17 protein-coding genes are annotated in these 15,910 nt (G+C 65.0%); 13 read left to right on the top strand and 4 right to left on the bottom strand.

Going from position 1 to position 15,910, the window contains the following annotated elements; translation table 11 throughout:
* Positions 1-31 precede the first annotated feature (31 nt).
* The 4 genes from HS053_RS18305 to HS053_RS18290 all read right to left on the bottom strand — a co-directional run bounded on the left by HS053_RS18305 (position 32) and on the right by HS053_RS18290 (position 4,094).
* The gene (locus HS053_RS18305; RefSeq protein WP_174212692.1) at positions 32-781 is read right to left on the bottom strand and encodes a FadR/GntR family transcriptional regulator; all 750 of its coding nucleotides are present in this window, start codon (positions 779-781) and stop codon (positions 32-34) included.
* A gap of 66 nt (positions 782-847) precedes the next feature.
* Positions 848-2,362: an aldehyde dehydrogenase (NADP(+)) gene (locus HS053_RS18300; RefSeq protein WP_174212691.1), complete on the bottom strand. Its 1,515-nt coding sequence runs from the start codon at positions 2,360-2,362 to the stop codon at positions 848-850.
* Positions 2,359-3,162: an NAD-dependent epimerase/dehydratase family protein gene (locus HS053_RS18295; protein ID WP_174212690.1), complete on the bottom strand. Its 804-nt coding sequence runs from the start codon at positions 3,160-3,162 to the stop codon at positions 2,359-2,361. Before HS053_RS18295 ends, HS053_RS18300 begins: the two co-directional genes overlap by 4 nt.
* Positions 3,163-3,173: 11 nt before the next feature.
* A complete protein-coding gene (locus tag HS053_RS18290) occupies positions 3,174-4,094 on the bottom strand; it encodes a sugar kinase (protein ID WP_347233352.1) in 921 nt (306 codons plus the stop codon).
* Positions 4,095-4,224: 130 nt separating this feature from the next.
* Here HS053_RS18290 and kduI point away from each other — a divergent pair, with 130 nt between their 5' ends.
* From kduI to HS053_RS18225, 13 genes are all read left to right on the top strand, one after another.
* Entirely contained in the window at positions 4,225-5,049 is an 825-nt protein-coding gene (kduI, locus tag HS053_RS18285; protein WP_174212688.1) for a 5-dehydro-4-deoxy-D-glucuronate isomerase, read from the top strand.
* Entirely contained in the window at positions 5,046-5,786 is a 741-nt protein-coding gene (gene kduD / locus HS053_RS18280) for a 2-dehydro-3-deoxy-D-gluconate 5-dehydrogenase KduD (protein ID WP_174212687.1), read from the top strand. Before kduI ends, kduD begins: the two co-directional genes overlap by 4 nt.
* Before the next feature lie 90 nt (positions 5,787-5,876).
* On the top strand, positions 5,877-6,782 hold the full coding sequence (gene kdgD / locus HS053_RS18275; protein ID WP_174212686.1) for a 5-dehydro-4-deoxyglucarate dehydratase: 906 nt from the start codon (positions 5,877-5,879) through the stop codon (positions 6,780-6,782).
* A gap of 7 nt (positions 6,783-6,789) precedes the next feature.
* Positions 6,790-7,926 (top strand): mandelate racemase/muconate lactonizing enzyme family protein, encoded by a 1,137-nt coding sequence (locus HS053_RS18270; protein WP_174212685.1) that lies wholly within the window; start codon positions 6,790-6,792, stop codon positions 7,924-7,926.
* A complete protein-coding gene (locus tag HS053_RS18265) occupies positions 7,923-8,783 on the top strand; it encodes an amidohydrolase family protein (protein WP_206677629.1) in 861 nt (286 codons plus the stop codon). The genes HS053_RS18270 and HS053_RS18265 overlap by 4 nt, the downstream gene beginning before the upstream one ends.
* Before the next feature lie 9 nt (positions 8,784-8,792).
* Complete coding sequence (locus HS053_RS18260) at positions 8,793-9,887, top strand: glycoside hydrolase family 88/105 protein (RefSeq protein ID WP_174212684.1); 1,095 nt, start codon at positions 8,793-8,795, stop codon at positions 9,885-9,887.
* On the top strand, positions 9,874-10,935 hold the full coding sequence (locus tag HS053_RS18255; protein ID WP_174212683.1) for a dienelactone hydrolase family protein: 1,062 nt from the start codon (positions 9,874-9,876) through the stop codon (positions 10,933-10,935). Before HS053_RS18260 ends, HS053_RS18255 begins: the two co-directional genes overlap by 14 nt.
* A gap of 84 nt (positions 10,936-11,019) precedes the next feature.
* On the top strand, positions 11,020-11,763 hold the full coding sequence (locus HS053_RS18250; RefSeq protein ID WP_174212682.1) for a FadR/GntR family transcriptional regulator: 744 nt from the start codon (positions 11,020-11,022) through the stop codon (positions 11,761-11,763).
* Between the two features lie 75 nt (positions 11,764-11,838).
* The gene (locus tag HS053_RS18245) at positions 11,839-12,165 is read left to right on the top strand and encodes a cupin domain-containing protein (RefSeq protein ID WP_174212681.1); all 327 of its coding nucleotides are present in this window, start codon (positions 11,839-11,841) and stop codon (positions 12,163-12,165) included.
* Positions 12,166-12,275: 110 nt separating this feature from the next.
* Positions 12,276-13,298 (top strand): ABC transporter permease, encoded by a 1,023-nt coding sequence (locus tag HS053_RS18240; protein WP_174212680.1) that lies wholly within the window; start codon positions 12,276-12,278, stop codon positions 13,296-13,298.
* Positions 13,295-14,182 carry an ABC transporter permease gene (locus HS053_RS18235; protein WP_174212679.1) on the top strand — a complete coding sequence of 296 codons (888 nt, stop codon included), beginning with the start codon at positions 13,295-13,297 and terminating at the stop codon, positions 14,180-14,182. Before HS053_RS18240 ends, HS053_RS18235 begins: the two co-directional genes overlap by 4 nt.
* 4 nt (positions 14,183-14,186) lie before the next feature.
* On the top strand, positions 14,187-15,026 hold the full coding sequence (locus HS053_RS18230) for an ABC transporter ATP-binding protein (protein ID WP_174212678.1): 840 nt from the start codon (positions 14,187-14,189) through the stop codon (positions 15,024-15,026).
* Positions 15,023-15,787 (top strand): ABC transporter ATP-binding protein, encoded by a 765-nt coding sequence (locus tag HS053_RS18225; protein WP_174212677.1) that lies wholly within the window; start codon positions 15,023-15,025, stop codon positions 15,785-15,787. Before HS053_RS18230 ends, HS053_RS18225 begins: the two co-directional genes overlap by 4 nt.
* Positions 15,788-15,910: the final 123 nt, after the last annotated feature.

The following is a 15,910-nucleotide window of genomic DNA, read 5'->3' as shown; positions in this document are numbered from 1 at the left end:
CGGGCAGCGGTCAGGCGCAGGGGGTGGGCCGTCAGCGCCGCAGCGCGCGCAGATACTGGCGATAACGATGCTGGGCGTTGCGCAGGTGCAGGCGCATGGCGGCGCGGGCGGCGTCTTCGTCATTGGCCAGAATCGCGGCAAGTATCTCTTCGTGTTCGCGGTCCAGCACGGCCAGATATTCGGCCGAGACAAGGCGTTCCCCCTCGCTGTCGATGGCATGGCGCGGGATGATCGCGGTTCCGATCAGCTTGAGGAATTCGGGAAAGCGCGGGCTGTTCGCCGCCTCGGCAATCGTCAGGTGAAAGCGGAAATCAGCCTCGGTCGTGGATTGGCCGGACCGCATCCGGGCGCGCAGATCGTCGAAAGCCTCGATGATCTTTTCTTCCTGCGCGGGCGACCGCCGCAGTGCTGCAAAACCGGCAGCATCGCCTTCGACCGCGGTGCGCAGTTCCAGCATCTCGATCAGCGAGGAGACGCGGGCAAGGTCCAGATTGCGGAAAGCCAGCCCCTCGCCACTGGGCGGTTCCAGAACGAAAACACCCGCGCCCTGCCGGGGTTCCACCAGCTTTTCCGATTGCAGCGCTGCGACCGCCTCGCGGATCACGGTGCGGCTGACGCCGAATTCCTGTGTCAGCCGCGCCTCGGAGGGCAGGCGGTCGCCGGGTTTGTAGCTGCCCTTGCTGATCTGCGTGCGGATGGCTTCGCGCACCTGTGCAACCAGGGTCTGCCCCTGCGGGGGCGTCGGCTGCAGCGTTGCGTCCAGAGATTTCGGCATCGTCATGCGGGTCATCCGGTTGGTTGTGGGCGCCAGAGCGGCGTGCCGGGGTCGGGGCACGCCGCCGTTCGGTTATGCCGCGCCCTCGGGCAGCAAATCCAGCGGCAGGTTCTGGAAACTGACCGGGCGCAGAAAGCGGCGGATCGACAGGGTGCCGACGCTGGTGGCACCGAAGTTGGTCGAGGCCGGGTAAGGCCCGCCATGAACCATGCTGTCCACCACTTCAACCCCGGTCGGAAAGCCGTTGACCAGAACGCGGCCCGCCTTGCGCTCCAGCACAGGCAGCAATTTGCGGGCGGTATCGGTGTCGGCGGGGTCCATCTGGATCGTGGCCGTCAGTTGCCCCTCAAAACCCTTGGCCAGATGCAGCATCTCATCCACCGAGGCGACGCGCACCACCAGAGCCAGCGGGCCGAAAACCTCTTCGGACAGGGCATGATCCTCAAGAAATCTGTCGCCGGTCGTCTCATAAAGGTTCGGGTTGGCGGTGCGGCCTTCGGACAGGGTTTCGTAAACCGCCTTCACGGCGTTGCGGCTCTGAAAGCGGTGCTGACCGTCGCGGTAGGCTTTGGCGATGCCGTCGGTCAGCATCGTCTGCGGGCCGACCTTTGCAAGGGCGGCAGCGGTTGCGGCGACAAGGCGGTCGGCCTCCGGCCCGTCGATCACCACGGCGATGCCCGGATTGGTGCAGAACTGGCCCGCCCCCATGGTCAGCGATCCGGCCCAGCCGGCGCCCAATGCCTCGGCGCGGGTGCTGGCGGCCTCGGGCAGCACGAACATCGGGTTGACGCTGCCCAATTCCCCAAAGAACGGGATCGGTTCGGGACGGGCTGCGCAAAGGTCGAACAGGGCGCGGCCGCCACCAAGACTGCCGGTAAAGCCCACCGCCTTGATCAGCGGGTGCTGCACAAGGGCGGTGCCGACATCCCGGCGCCCGCCCTGAATCAGGCTGAAGACGCCCGGATGCATTCCGCATTTGCCGATGGCGGCATGGACCGCCTCGGCGATGATTTCGCCGGTGCCGGGATGGGCGGAATGACCCTTGACCACCACCGGGCAGCCAGCCGCAAGGGCCGCGGCCGTGTCGCCCCCCGCCGTCGAGAAGGCCAGCGGGAAATTCGAGGCGCCGAACACGGCAACCGGCCCGATCGGGCGCTGCACCAGCCGGATTTCCGGGCGCGGCGCGGGCAGCCGGTCGGGCAGGGCGGCGTCAAAGCGGCGGTCCAGATAATCGCCCTTGCGGATATGGCTGGCGAACAGGCGCAACTGGCCGGTGGTGCGGCCGCGTTCGCCTTGCAGGCGGGCGGCGGGCAGGCCGGTTTCCTGACTGCCGATTTCGGTGATGGCTTCGGCCCGGGCCTCGATCTCGTCCGCGATGGCGTCAAGGAAGTGGGCGCGCTCTTCGCGCGAGGAAGAGCCGTAGGACCAGAACGCCTCTTCAGCCGCCTCTGCGGCTTGGTTCACCAGCGCAACCGTGCCGACCGAAAAGCGGTGGACCGGGCCATGTGCCGGTTCATTGTCGAACTGGGCATCGGTGCCGATCCACGCGCCGGCGATAAGGTGCTTTCCATGGGGGGCGAAACTCATGCGCGTTCCTCCTGATAGATGGGGTACTGGGTGAAAACGCCACCCTGATAGACCGCGACGGCGGCATCGGCAGCGGGGCGCGGCTGACGCGCGTCGATCTTGGCGCGAAAGGCTTCGGCATTGTCCTGCGGGGTCCAGCCCAGCCAGTCCAGATGGCTGTTGTCCCACCAGCCGCCCGTATTGGCCGAGGCGCCCCAGATCACCGGGCAGCCAAGGGTTTGCACCCGGAACACCGCACCGATCAGCGACAGGAAATCATCCTGCGAGAACCAGCTTCCCAGCATCCGGTGGTTTTCCGGCTCTGGCGTGGCAGAGCCGATGCGGACAAGCGCGGTCTCCTGACCGAACTTGTCGAAATACATCCGCGCCAGCGCCTCGCCAAAGACCTTCGACACACCATAAAGGCTGTCCGGGCGTGTCGGAACATCGGGGCCAAGCCGCTCGGTCTGTTTGTAAAAACCGATGGTATGATTGGAACTGGCAAACAGGATGCGCGGCTGCCCATGGCGGCGGGCGGCCTCGTAAAGGTTGTAAAGGCCAAGGATATTGGCCTGAAGGATCGGATCGAACGCCGCTTCAACCGAGATGCCGCCAAGGTGCAGAATGCCGTCGCAGCCTGCCACCATGGCATCGACCGCGGCGCGGTCGGCAAGGTCGCAGGTCACGACCTCTTCATGTGGGGCCGGGTCGTGGATCGGCGCGATATCGGCCAGCCGCAGGGTTTGGGCCAAGGGTGCCAGCCGATGGCGCAGCGCGCGGCCAAGCCCCCCGGCGGCACCCGTTACCAGCAGGCGGTTCATCGCGGGGCGGCTCACCCGGTGGCCTCGCGGGCGAAGGTGTCCAGAACGTTGCGCGGCAGCAGGGCGCCCGGATGCTGCACCACCAGCGCGGCAAGCGCCTGACCCGCCGCCACGGCGCTTGCCGGATCGGCGCCGTTCAGCCGCGCAACCAGATAACCCGCGTTGAAACTGTCGCCCGCGCCGGTGGTATCTGTCGGGCGCACGGCGCGCGGGGCGGGGGCCGCGATCATCCGGCCCGCCGACAGGATGGCCAGCTCGGCATTGCCGTTCTTCACCACAACCTCTTGCGCGCCCGCTGCCGCATAGCGCCGTGCGGTCGCGGCGGGGTCGGCATCGCCAAAGGCCGCCGCCTCATCGTCAAAGCTGGGCAGGACGATGCGCGACAGGCTGGCGGCGCGGGTGATCGTAGCGCGCAGAACCTCGGGCGTCTCCCAAAGGCGGGGACGGATATTCGGATCGAACACCACATCCCGGCCCTGCAAGGCGGCAACGAGCCGCTCACGCGCTGCGGGCGGCAGGATCGCCAGCGTGACCCCCGAGAGGTAGATGACATCGGCACCGTCAAAGCTCTCTGCCAGCCAGCCCGCATCTTCGGCCATCATCCGGGCGGCGGATTGGCCGCGCCAATAGCTGAAGCTGCGCTCACCATTCGTGACGCTGATCATGTAAAGCCCGATGCTGCGGTCCGGGTCGCGGGTGATCCGGTCGGTGCGGATGCCTGCGGCGGCAATGGTGGCAAGCGCCGCATCCGAGATCGCATCGGCCCCCAGCCGGGTGGCATAGCCAACCTGCCAGTCCGGGCGCAGCGCCGCCAGATAATAGGCGGTGTTGAAGGTGTCGCCGGCCAATCCCTGCCGCCAGAGGCCGGGCCCTGCATCCGCTCCGGCGGCGGACAGCTCTATCATGACTTCGCCCAAGGCAAGAATGCGCACGACGTCCCCTCTCATATTACAGGCGGGGCACCATGACGCTGGCAGCGGTCGGGTGCAATCCTGCTTGACTCAGAAAACACATCATACAATAAGTGTCAATTAATATGATATGTCGTTCTTGGAGGCCCCTATGCTGACCGTCGAAACCCGTCAGGCCGTTCATCCCGATTTTGCCCGGGCGATGGATACTGCCACATTGCGCCGCCATTTTCTGGCGGATGGCATGTTCGCAGATGGCGAAATCCGGCTGATCTATACCCATTACGACCGCTTCGTGATGGGGGCCGCGGTGCCCGCCGGCGGGGCGCTTGTGCTGGACAGGGTTGCGGAGGCCGGCACGCCTTCGTTTCTGGATCGCCGCGAAATGGGGATCGTGAACATCGGTGATGCCGGCACCGTTTCGGCCGCGGGTGAAAGCTGGTTGCTGGACCGGGGGGATGTGCTTTATCTTGGCATGGGCGCCGGGCCGGTGACCTTTGCGGGCAATGGGCGCTTTTACATCGCCTCCTGCCCGGCGCACCGCACCTGCCCCAACCGGCTGGTGACGCTGGCCGACAGCAAGGAGGTCAAGCTGGGTGCGGCCGAAACTTCGAACAAGCGCACCATAAACCAGTTCATCCATCCGCTTGTGATGGAAAGCTGCCAATTGATCCTGGGCTATACCTCGCTTGAGGAAGGCTCGGTCTGGAACACCATTCCCAGCCATATTCACGACCGCCGGATGGAGGCCTATCTTTACTTCGGCATGGAGGAAAAGTCCCGTGTCCTGCACCTGATGGGCGAACCGCAAGAAACCCGTCATCTGTTTGTCGGCAATGAGGAGGGGGCGATTTCGCCACCCTGGTCGATCCATTCCGGGGCGGGGATCGGTGCCTATACCTTCATCTGGGCCATGGCAGGCGACAATATCGACTATACCGACATGGACTTTATCCAGCCGGGGGATTTGCGGTGAATCCCTTTTCCTTGCAGGGCCATAAGGCTCTGGTAACAGGTGCCAACACCGGGCTGGGGCAGGCGATTGCGCTGGGCCTGGCGCGGGCAGGGGCCGAGGTTGTCTGTGCGGCGCGGCAGGATTGCGATGCGACGCTGGAGATGATCGTGCAGGCCGGCGGCAGCGCTTCGGCGCTGGCGCTGGATTTTGCCGATCCGATGGCGGCGCGCGATGTATTTGCCGGGACGGGGTTCAGCATTCTGGTGAACAATGCCGGCATCATCCGCCGCGCCGACTCGGTCGATTTCAGCGAGGCCGATTGGGACGATGTGATCGACGTGAACCTGAAGGCGGTGTTTTTCACCTGTCAGGTCTTCGCGCGTGAGGCGCTGGCCCGCGCCCGTCCGGGCAAGATCGTCAACATTGCTTCGCTCTTGTCGTTTCAGGGGGGCATCCGGGTGCCCAGCTATACAGCCTCCAAACATGGCGTCGCCGGTCTGACCAAGCTGATGGCCAATGAATGGGCGGCACGGGGCATCAACGTGAATGCCATCGCCCCCGGTTATATCGAAACCAACAACACCGAGGCACTGCGGGCCGACCCCGAGCGATCCAAGGCGATCCTTGATCGGATTCCGGCGGGCCGCTGGGGTGCGGCCGAAGATATTGCCGGGGCGGCGGTGTTTTTGTGTTCCCCCGCCGCCGCCTACATCCATGGCGCGGTGCTGAATGTCGATGGCGGCTGGCTGGCGCGATAACTTATCATATAATCTGTATGATAAGTTGTTGACACAAGGGGGCGGAGCATGGTTCCGTTCGCATGACATCTACAACAAGGGAATCGCCAGATGACGCCGAACGAGATCAAGGAGAAGCTGGGGTCGGGCCTCTTGTCCTTCCCGGTCACCCATTTTGATGCCGCGGGCAAATTTGCCGAAGACAGCTATCGCGCCCACGTCGAATGGCTGGCAGGTTACAAGGCGCCGGTCCTCTTTGCGGCAGGTGGCACCGGAGAGTTCTTCTCGCTGGCCCCGCGCGAGATTCCGGCCATCGTGAAGGCCGCCAAGGACGTGTCGGGCGATACCGCCATCGTTTCGGGCTGCGGTTATGGCACCGAAATGGCGGTCGAGATTGCGCAATCGGTGGAAAAGATCGGGGCCGACGGCATTCTGCTGCTGCCGCATTACCTGATCGACGCGCCGCAAGAGGGGCTGTTCCAGCACGTCAAGAAGGTCTGCCAGTCGGTCGATTTCGGTGTCATGGTCTACAACCGCGACAATGCGGTGTTGCAGGCCGATACGCTGGCCCGCCTTTGCGATGCCTGCCCGAACCTGATCGGGTTCAAGGATGGCACCGGCGATATCGGCCTTGTGCGCCAGATCACCGCCAAGATGGGCGACCGGCTGATTTATCTGGGCGGGATGCCCACGGCGGAACTGTTCGCAGAAGCCTATCTGGGTGCTGGTTTCACCACCTATTCCAGCGCGGTCTTCAACTTTGTGCCGGGGCTGGCGAATGAATTCTATGCCGCGCTGCGCGGTGGCGACCGGGCGACCTGCGAAAGGATCCTGAACACGTTCTTCTATCCGTTCATGGAAATCCGCAGCCGGGCCAAGGGTTATGCCGTGTCGGCCGTCAAGGCCGGCGTGCGTTTGCAGGGCTTTGCTGCCGGGCCGGTGCGCCCGCCGCTGACCGACCTCAGCGCGCGTGACGAAGCCGATTTGGCGGCCCTGATCGCGCCGTGGCAGCGGTGATGCCGCGATGAAGATTGCCGCGGTTCGCACCCACCTGCTGGAACACCGGCTGGAGGTTCCGTTCGAAAGCGCCTCGATGCGCTTTGACCGGCGGGCCCATGTTTTGGTGGAAGTCGAATGCGATGACGGCACGGTGGGCTGGGGCGAATGCCTTGGCCCGGCGCGGCCCAATGCGGCGGTGGTGCGGACCTATGCGGATTGGCTGATTGGCCAGAACCCGCTGGAAACCGGCAAGATATGGGCCAAGCTCTACAATGCCCTGCGTGATCAGGGGCAGCGTGGCCTGACCATCACGGCGCTGTCGGGCATCGACATCGCGCTGTGGGACATCAAGGGCAAGGCGCTTGGCCAGCCGGTTTCGGTGCTGCTGGGCGGGCGCTGGCGTGAAAAGGTTCGCGCCTATGCGACGGGCAGTTTCAAGCGCGACGGCGTGGACCGCGTGCAGGACAATGCCGAAGAGATGGCCGGGCACCGGGCGCAAGGCTTTCACGCCTGCAAGATCAAGATCGGCTTTGGCGTGGCCGAGGATCTGCGCGTGATCCGCGCCGTGCGCGCGGCGATTGGCCCCGACATGCGGCTGATGATCGACGCGAACCACGGCTATACGATGGCCGAGGCGATCCGGCTGGGGCAGGCCGCGGCAGAGCTGGAGATCGACTGGTTCGAAGAGCCGGTGGTTCCAGAACAGCTTTCCGCCTACCGGGCCGTGCGCGAAGGTCAGCCGATTCCGGTGGCGGGGGGCGAGACCTGGCACAGCCGCTGGGGCATGTGGCCCGCAATCGAGGGGCGGGCGGTGGACATCCTGCAACCCGATCTGTGCGGCGTCGGCGGCTTTTCCGAAGCGCAGAACATCATGGCGCTGGCCAGCCTGCACGGCATCCGCGTGGTGCCGCATGTCTGGGGCACGGGGGTTCAGATTGCTGCCGCGCTGCAATTCATGGCGGCGATGGTGCCCGATCCGGTGCGGCTGCATCCGGTTGAACCGATCCTTGAGTTTGACCGCACTCACAATCCTTTCCGGCAGGCGGTTCTTCAAACCCCGATCGAGGCCGTGCAGGGTGTGGTGGCCATTCCCGACGGGCCCGGGCTGGGCATTGAGGTGAACCGCGATGCGCTGCGCGAATACCGGATGGCCGAGGCATGATCACCCGCAAGCTGACCGGTGTGCCGCCTGCGCTGCCTTTTCCCAAAGGGGCCACCGATACGCAGATGCACATGTATCTGCCCGGTTATCCCGCGCTGCCCGGCGGCCCCGGCCTGCCGCAGGCCCCTTTGCCGGACGATGGCGCCTATCGCAGCGTCATGCGCTGGCTGGGGCTGGAGCGGGTGATCATCACCCAGGCCAACGCGCATCAGCATGACAACGGCAATCTTCTGGCCTGTCTTGAGGTGATGGGCGATTGTGCTTGGGGTGTGGCGGTGATCGGCCCGGAAACCCCGGGCGCGGAAATCGACCGGCTGGCATCGCGGCGGATCGTCGGGGCGCGGATCATGGACCTGCCGGGCGGTGCCGTGGGTCTGGCGCAGCTTGAGGCGGTGGATGCCATCGCCCATGATGCGGGCTGGATGATGGCGGTGCAGTTCGACGGTTCGGACCTTCTGGCGCATCTGCCGCGGCTGAAACGGTTGCGGGCGCGCTGGGTCTTTGACCACCACGGCAAGTTCTTTCGCGGCGTCGCGGCCGACAGCCCCGAGGTGGATGCCCTGTGCGGCCTGATCGACCGTGGCAACTGCTGGTTCAAGTTCGCGGGCGCCTATGAAAGCAGCCGCCTGCCATGGCCCTATGCCGATGTCGCTGCCCCTTCGCGCCGGATCGCGGCCCATGCGCCCGAGCGGATCGTCTGGGGCACCAACTGGCCGCATAACGGTGTGAAGACGGGGGCGGACTATCCAGATGAGGCGGCATTGGCCGAAGTGTCGCTGGGCTGGCTGCCAGAGGGCAGCCGCGACCGGGTGCTGGCACAGAACCCGGCCGAGCTTTACCGCCTGCCGCCGCCCTGAGACTGCGCCATGATCCTCTCCGATTATCTTGATGCCTATGCCGCCCGCTATGCCCCCTACAAGGCGGGCCGGTGGTGCTATGAAGATGGCTGCATCTATTGGGGCCTGCATCTTTTGGCCGAGGCGACCGGCGACCCGCGCTGGAATGCACATCTTTTGCGGCTGATCGGCCCGCAGGTGGCCGGGGATGGCCGGTTGCGGGACTATACGGCGGAAGAGTTCAACATCGACAACATCCTTGCCGGGCGTGTGCTGTTGCCGCTGGGGCGGCTGACGGGCGATCCCCGCTTCATGGCGGCGGCAGGGCATCTGGCCGCGCAACTGGGCCACCATCCACGCATTCCCGCGGGGAATTACTGGCACAAGCAACGCTATCCGCATCAGGTCTGGCTGGACGGGCTGTATATGGGCCTGCCGTTCCAGATCGAATACGCGCTGGCCACGGGCGACAGCGCGCGCATCACCGATGCGCTGCTGCAATTTGCGACCGCTCTTGTGCTGACGGTGGCACCGGGCGGGCTGCATGTGCATGGCTATGACGACAGCCGCCTTCAGAGCTGGGCCGATGCCCGAACCGGCAAGTCGGCGGCGGTCTGGGCACGGGCGATGGGCTGGCTGGTCATGGCATTGGTCGATGCGCTGGGCGGGCTGCCGCCGGATGCCGCAACGGCCAGCCTGCGCGGCCAGACCCGTGCGATCCTGCTGGCTTTGGCGGAACGGCAGGGGGCGTTGTGGCTGTGGCCGCAGGTGCTGGACCAGCCGCAACTGGCGGGGAACTATGATGAATCATCGGCATCGGCGATGTTCGCCTATACCTTTCTGCGTGCCGCCCGGCTGGGGCTGGTGGCCGGCGCCGAAGCCAGCCGCCTGCGCGCCGCCGGTTTACGCGCGCTGACCGCGCTGTCTGCGCGGGTCACGCCGGGCGCGGGCCTGACCGGAATTTGTCATGTGGCGGGGCTTGGCCCCTTTTCTGGGCGCGAACGCGACGGCTCTCCCGGTTATTATCTGACCGAGGATGTGGTATCGGATGACGCCAAGGGCGTGGGTCCGCTGATGATGGCCGTGGCCGAGTCCGTTCTGGCAGGGGCAGATGGGGCAGGGTGACATCACCGGCAGCAATCTTGTGCCCGCTCTGGGCCGTCTGGCGGCGCGGCGCGGCTTTCCCATGGGCTATGCGGCGACAGGCGGTGATCCGGCGCTCTGGCGCGACAGGGTGCTGCCGCATCTGCGGGCGTTGATCCTGCCCGACCTGCCTGCCCCCGCCTTTGCCCCCGAGGTTCTGGCCGAGGAAGACCGCCCCGGCGGTCGCATTCGCCTGCTGCGCCTGACCCTGACCGATGGTCTGACCGCGCAGGCGCTGTTTGCGGTGCCCAAGGCGCTGGGGCCTGTGCCGGCGGTGTTGGCGCTGCATGACCATGGGTCAGAGTTCCGCATCGGCGCTGCGAAATGCCTGACACCGCCCGGCCCGCTGCCAGAGGGTGCGCAAGGCTGGTGGGACCGCTGCTTTGGCGGTCAGCCTTTTGGCGATGCGCTTTTGCGGCGTGGCTATGCCGTGCTGGCGGTCGATGCGCTGAACTGGGGGGCGCGGGCCGGCAATGGCTATGAGGCGCAACAGGCGCTGGCCGCGAACCTGTTGCAACTGGGGCTGTCGCCTGCGGGGATCATGGCCTGGGAAGATCTGCGTGCCGCCGAATTCCTTGCCGCGCAGCCCGAGGTTGATGCAGGGCGCATTGCCGCTGTCGGCTTTTCGATGGGGGCGTTCCGCGCCTGGCAGGTGGCGGCGCTGTCGCCACGGGTCGCGGGCTTTGTCGCCTCGTGCTGGATGGCCAGTCTGCCGGGTCTTCTGGTTGAGGGCAACAACCAGACCCGGGGCCAATCAGCCTTCTGGATGACGCATCCTTTGGTGGCGCGTGACCTGGACCTGCCCGACATCGCCGCCCTTGCGGCGCCCAAGCCGGGGCTGTTTCAGTGGGGCCGCGCCGACACGTTGTTTCCGCCTGCCGCCACAGAGGCCGCGCGGGACAAGCTGGCAGCGGTCTGGGCGGCCCATGCTGCGGCGGGGGCCTTGTGCCTGCAAGATCATCCCGGCGGGCATGTCTTCGGCCCCGACCGGCAGGCCGCCGCCTTTGACTGGCTGGCCCGTGCGATCTGAGATTATACGACAGGGCTTGCCTGACCCCCTGCGAAACGTTTAGCACTCCTGTCCAGTGACGTGTCAGACAACCGGCGGGGCCCCATGACAGCAACAGCCAAGACTATACGGCAGCCGGGGGCCGAGTCTCTGGTCTCGCAGATCGGCAATGCCCTGCGTGCGGCGCTGGAGGCGGGCACCTACAAGCCCGGCGACAAACTGCCCAGCGAGGCCGAACTTACCCGCATCCACGCCGTCAGCCGCGCCGTGGTGCGCGAGGCCATCGCTGCCCTGCGTGCCGACGGGCTGGTCGAGGCCAAGAAAGGTGCAGGCGTTTTCGTGCTGGACCCGGCGAACCGCCCCGGGCGGGCCTTCGACGACCTGACCACGGCGCGGATTTCATCTGTGATCGAGCTTTTGGAACTGCGCACCGCGTTTGAAATCGAAGCGGCGGCGCTGGCGGCGGCGCGGCGCTCTCCGGTGCAGCTTGAGGCGATCCACGATGCCCATGCCCATGTGGTGGATTGTCTGCGGCAGGGGTTGCCCACCCGCGACGCCGATTTCGCCTTTCATCTGGCGATTGCCGAAGCGACGCAGAACCGCCGCTTTCCCGAGTTTCTGCAACTGATCCGGCAGGGCATCATCCCGCGCGGCGAGTTGCAGGGCGCCCAGCCCGGCGCGCGGCCCAAGGATTTCAACCTGCATCTGCAGGAGGAGCATCGCAACATCGTCGATGCCATCACCGCAGGCAACGGCGCCGCTGCGCGAGAGCGGATGCGCGAACATCTGCGCGGCAGTCTGGACCGCTATCAGGAGCTTCTTGGCGGCGGGAAAAGGACGGCAGAATAGTCTGGCGTTTGTCCAATCTTGTCTGACAGGATTTCAACGTGTATAGCAGGGCATCGCATTTCAGGAGATTGCCCGATGACCGACACCGCCCCGTTGCCAACCTATCCTGTCCGCGTCTCGGCACCCGGCGTTGCCCGTCAGGTTCTGTCCGAATCTCCGGCGCAGATGGTTGTGTCTTTCCGCTTTGAAACCGGGGCGTCCGGGGCGCTGCACAGCCATATTCATGTGCAATCCACCTATGTTGCCAAGGGCCGCTTTGAGTTTTACCGCGACGGCGTGGCCCATCACCTGCAACAGGGCGACAGTCTGGTGATCCCCTCGGGCGTGCAGCACGGCTGCATCTGTCTGGAAGAGGGGGAGTTGATCGATGTGTTTTCCCCGCGCCGCGACGACTTCCTCTGAGCTTTCGCTTGACTCGATTCGCCTTGCGTGAGACATAGCGGATAACTTGTCAGACAGGTTTTGATTTCTGTCAGCTTCGCCGTATCGGGCGACAGGACATCGGGGGGAACATGGCACTATCACACATCCGCCTCAGACAGGTGGCCGGGCAGGTTGCAACTATTGCAATCACGCTTTTCGGCCTGCTGCTGCTGACTTTCGTGATCGGTCGCATGATGCCCGCCGATCCGGTGCGCGCCATCGTCGGCGAAGACGCCTCACGCGAGACTTATGAGATGGTGTTCAACCAGTTGGGTCTGGACCGGCCGATCTGGGAACAGTTCCTGCGGTATCTGGGCGATGTGCTGACCGGCAATTTCGGCACCTCGATCCGCACCGGACAGCCGGTTATCGAAGACATCCTGCATGTGATGCCTGCCACGATCGAGCTTGCGACCTTCGCCATCCTGATCGGGGCCGGGCTGGGCATTCCCCTTGGCGTCACGGCGGCGGTGAACAAAGACCGCTGGCCCGATCATCTGGTGCGCGTCTTCAGCCTGTTCGGCCATTCGATGCCGATTTTCTGGACCGGGATGATCGCGCTTCTGGTGTTCTATGCGGGCCTTGGCTGGGTCGGCGGTTCGGGCCGGATGAGCCAGTTCTACATCGGCCTGATTGACGAGCGCACGGGCTTCCTGCTGATCGACAGCCTGCTGGCGGGCGACCGCGATGTGTTCTGGTCGGCGGTCAACCATCTGATCCTGCCGGCCAGCCTGCTGGGCTATTCTTCTTCCGCCTATATCACCCGGATGACCCGCAGTTTCATGCTGGACCAGTTGGGGCAAGAATACATGACCACGGCCCGGGTCAAGGGCCTGTCGCGTGGCCAGACCATCTGGCGCCATGCCTTCGGCAACATCCGGGTGCAACTGGTCACCATCATCGCTCTGGCCTACGGCGGTCTGCTGGAAGGTGCGGTGCTGATCGAGACCGTCTTTGCCTGGCCCGGCTTTGGCCAGTATCTGACCAACAATCTGATCATCGGCGACATGAATGCGGTGATGACCTGCGTGCTGATCGTCGGCTGCATCTTCATCCTGCTGAACCTGATCTCCGACCTTCTCTATCGGCTCTTTGACCCGAGGACGAAATGACCAGCACCGCCCGTCCGCACTCGCGCCTGCCCGCCCCGCTGCTGGCCCTGCGCAACATCATCGCCTTCCTGTGGCGCACGCCGACTTCGGCCTTTGGGCTGATCGTGTTGAGTGTGCTGATCCTGACCGCGCTGTTCGCGCCCTGGATTGCCAGCCATGATCCCTATTTGCAGGATCTGAACAACGTCCTGCAGCCGCCCGGAAACGGCCATCTGTTCGGCACCGACGAGTTGGGCCGTGACATCTTCTCACGGCTGGTCTGGGGGGCGCGGATCACGCTGCGGATCGTGTTTCTGGTCACCGTCGTCGTCGGTCCCATCGGGCTTCTGGTGGGAACGACGGCGGGTTATATCGGGGGGCGGTTCGATACGGTGATGATGCGGATTACCGATATCTTCCTGTCCTTCCCCAGCCTGATACTGTCGCTGGCCTTCGTGGCCGCCCTTGGGCCCAGCCTGAACAATGCGATCATCGCCATCGGCCTGACCGCATGGCCGCCCATCGCCCGTCTGGCGCGGGCCGAGACGCTGACCTTCCGCAAGGCCGATTACATCGCGGCGGCGCGGTTGCAGGGCGCTTCAGCGCTGCGGATCATCGTTAAGTCGATCATGCCGATGTGCCTGCCCTCGGTGATGATCCGCCTCACGCTGAACATGGCCACGATTATCCTGACGGCGGCGGGGCTTGGTTTTCTTGGCCTTGGCGCGCAGCCGCCGCTGCCGGAATGGGGCGCCATGATTGCCACCGGGCGGCGCTATATGATCGACAGTTGGTGGCTGGTGACCTTTCCGGGTCTGGCGATCCTGTCGGTCAGCCTTGCCTTCAACCTTCTGGGCGACGGGTTGCGCGATGCGCTGGACCCCAAGCAGATGAACCGGCGGTGATGTGATGCAGGATCCCATTCTTGATGTGAAGAACCTCTGCGTGCGCTATCCGGGTGCGCCCGCCGATGCCGTGCGTGGCGTGAGCTTTCAGTTGGGCCGCGAGCGGCTGGGCATCGTCGGCGAAAGCGGCTCGGGCAAGTCCACCGTCGGGCGGGCCTTGCTGCGGCTGTTGCCGGGGGCGGTGATCAGCGCCGATACCCTGCGTTTTGAAGAAACCGATCTGCTGGCCCTGTCGGAACGCGACATGCTCAAGGTCCGCGGCCGGCGGATGTCGATGATCCTGCAGGACCCGAAGTTCAGCCTGAACCCGATCCAGCAGGTCGGCCATCAGGTGGCCGAGACCTATCTGCGCCATTTCCGCTGCACCAAGGCCGAAGCCCGCGCCAAGGTGCTTGAAATGCTGGCGGCGGTGAAGATCCGCGACCCCGAGCGGGTGCATGACCTTTACCCGCACGAGATTTCGGGCGGCATGGGGCAACGGGTGATGATCGCCATGATGCTGCTGGCCGACCCCGATCTGGTGATTGCCGATGAACCGACCAGCGCGCTGGATGTCACCGTGCGGTTGCAGGTGCTGAACATCCTTGACGGGTTGGTGAAGGATCGTGGCATCGGCCTGATCATGATTTCCCATGACCTGAACCTTGTGCGCAATTTCTGCGACCGGGTGCTGATCATGTATGCCGGCCGCGTGGTCGAGGTGCTGAAAGCAGGTGAGTTCGGTCAGGCCCGGCACCCCTACACACAGGGCCTTTTGGCCGCGCAGCCGCGGATCGGCGGCAATCACGCGCCGCTGGCCGTGCTGGACCGCAAGCCCGAATGGAAAGAGGAGCCGCTGCCATGACCGCATCCGTTGCCATCCGCGACCTGTCGATCAGCTTTGGTCTGGCCAAAGTCCTGCCGAACGTCAGTTTCGACGTGGCCCCCGGCGAATGCTTTGGCCTCGTGGGCGAAAGCGGATCGGGCAAATCGACTGTGCTGCGCTGCCTGTCGATGCTGACCGATTTCTGGACCGGCGCCATCACCATTGACGGGCGCAACCTGCGCGACCTGCCGGTGAAAGAGCGTTGCCGCATGTTGCAGATGGTGTTTCAGGATCCTTACGGCAGCCTGCATCCCCGCCAGTCGGTGCGCACCGTTCTGGCCGAACCGTTGCGCATTCACGGGCTGGACCGCCGCGAGGAGCGGATGCAGCAGGCGATGGTCGATGTCGGCCTGCCGGTCGATTTCCTCGACCGCTTTCCGCACCAGCTTTCGGGCGGGCAGCGGCAGCGCGTCGCCATCGCCCGCGCCCTGATCCTTGAACCGCAACTGTTGCTGCTGGATGAACCCACCTCGGCGCTGGATGTGTCGGTGCAGGCGGAAATCCTGAACCTGTTGCAGCGGTTGCGGGCGGAGCGGGGCTTTACCTATATCATGGTGACCCATGACCTCGCGGTGGTGGACCATATGTGCGACCGTTTTGCGGTGATGCTGCATGGGGAGATCACCGAGATTCTGCCCACTTCGGCCATTCAGGGCAACGGCGCCACGCATCCCTATGCTCGTGAACTGATCGGGGCTTCTTTGGAATATGAAGGCGCAGGCAAGGCATCTGCCGCCTGAACAAGCCCCGCTGAAACAGAAAGGCCGCGCAGGGGAAGCCCGGCGCGGCCTTTCTGTTTGGGTCGGGCAGGGGAAAGAGGCAAAGGCAAAGGGCGCACCCGATCTGGGTGCGCCCTTCAAGGC

It is taken from the genome of Tabrizicola fusiformis, from assembly GCF_013328815.1.
Taxonomy (GTDB): Bacteria; Pseudomonadota; Alphaproteobacteria; order Rhodobacterales; family Rhodobacteraceae; genus Fuscibacter.
This window is presented reverse-complemented; position numbering and strand designations above follow the sequence as displayed.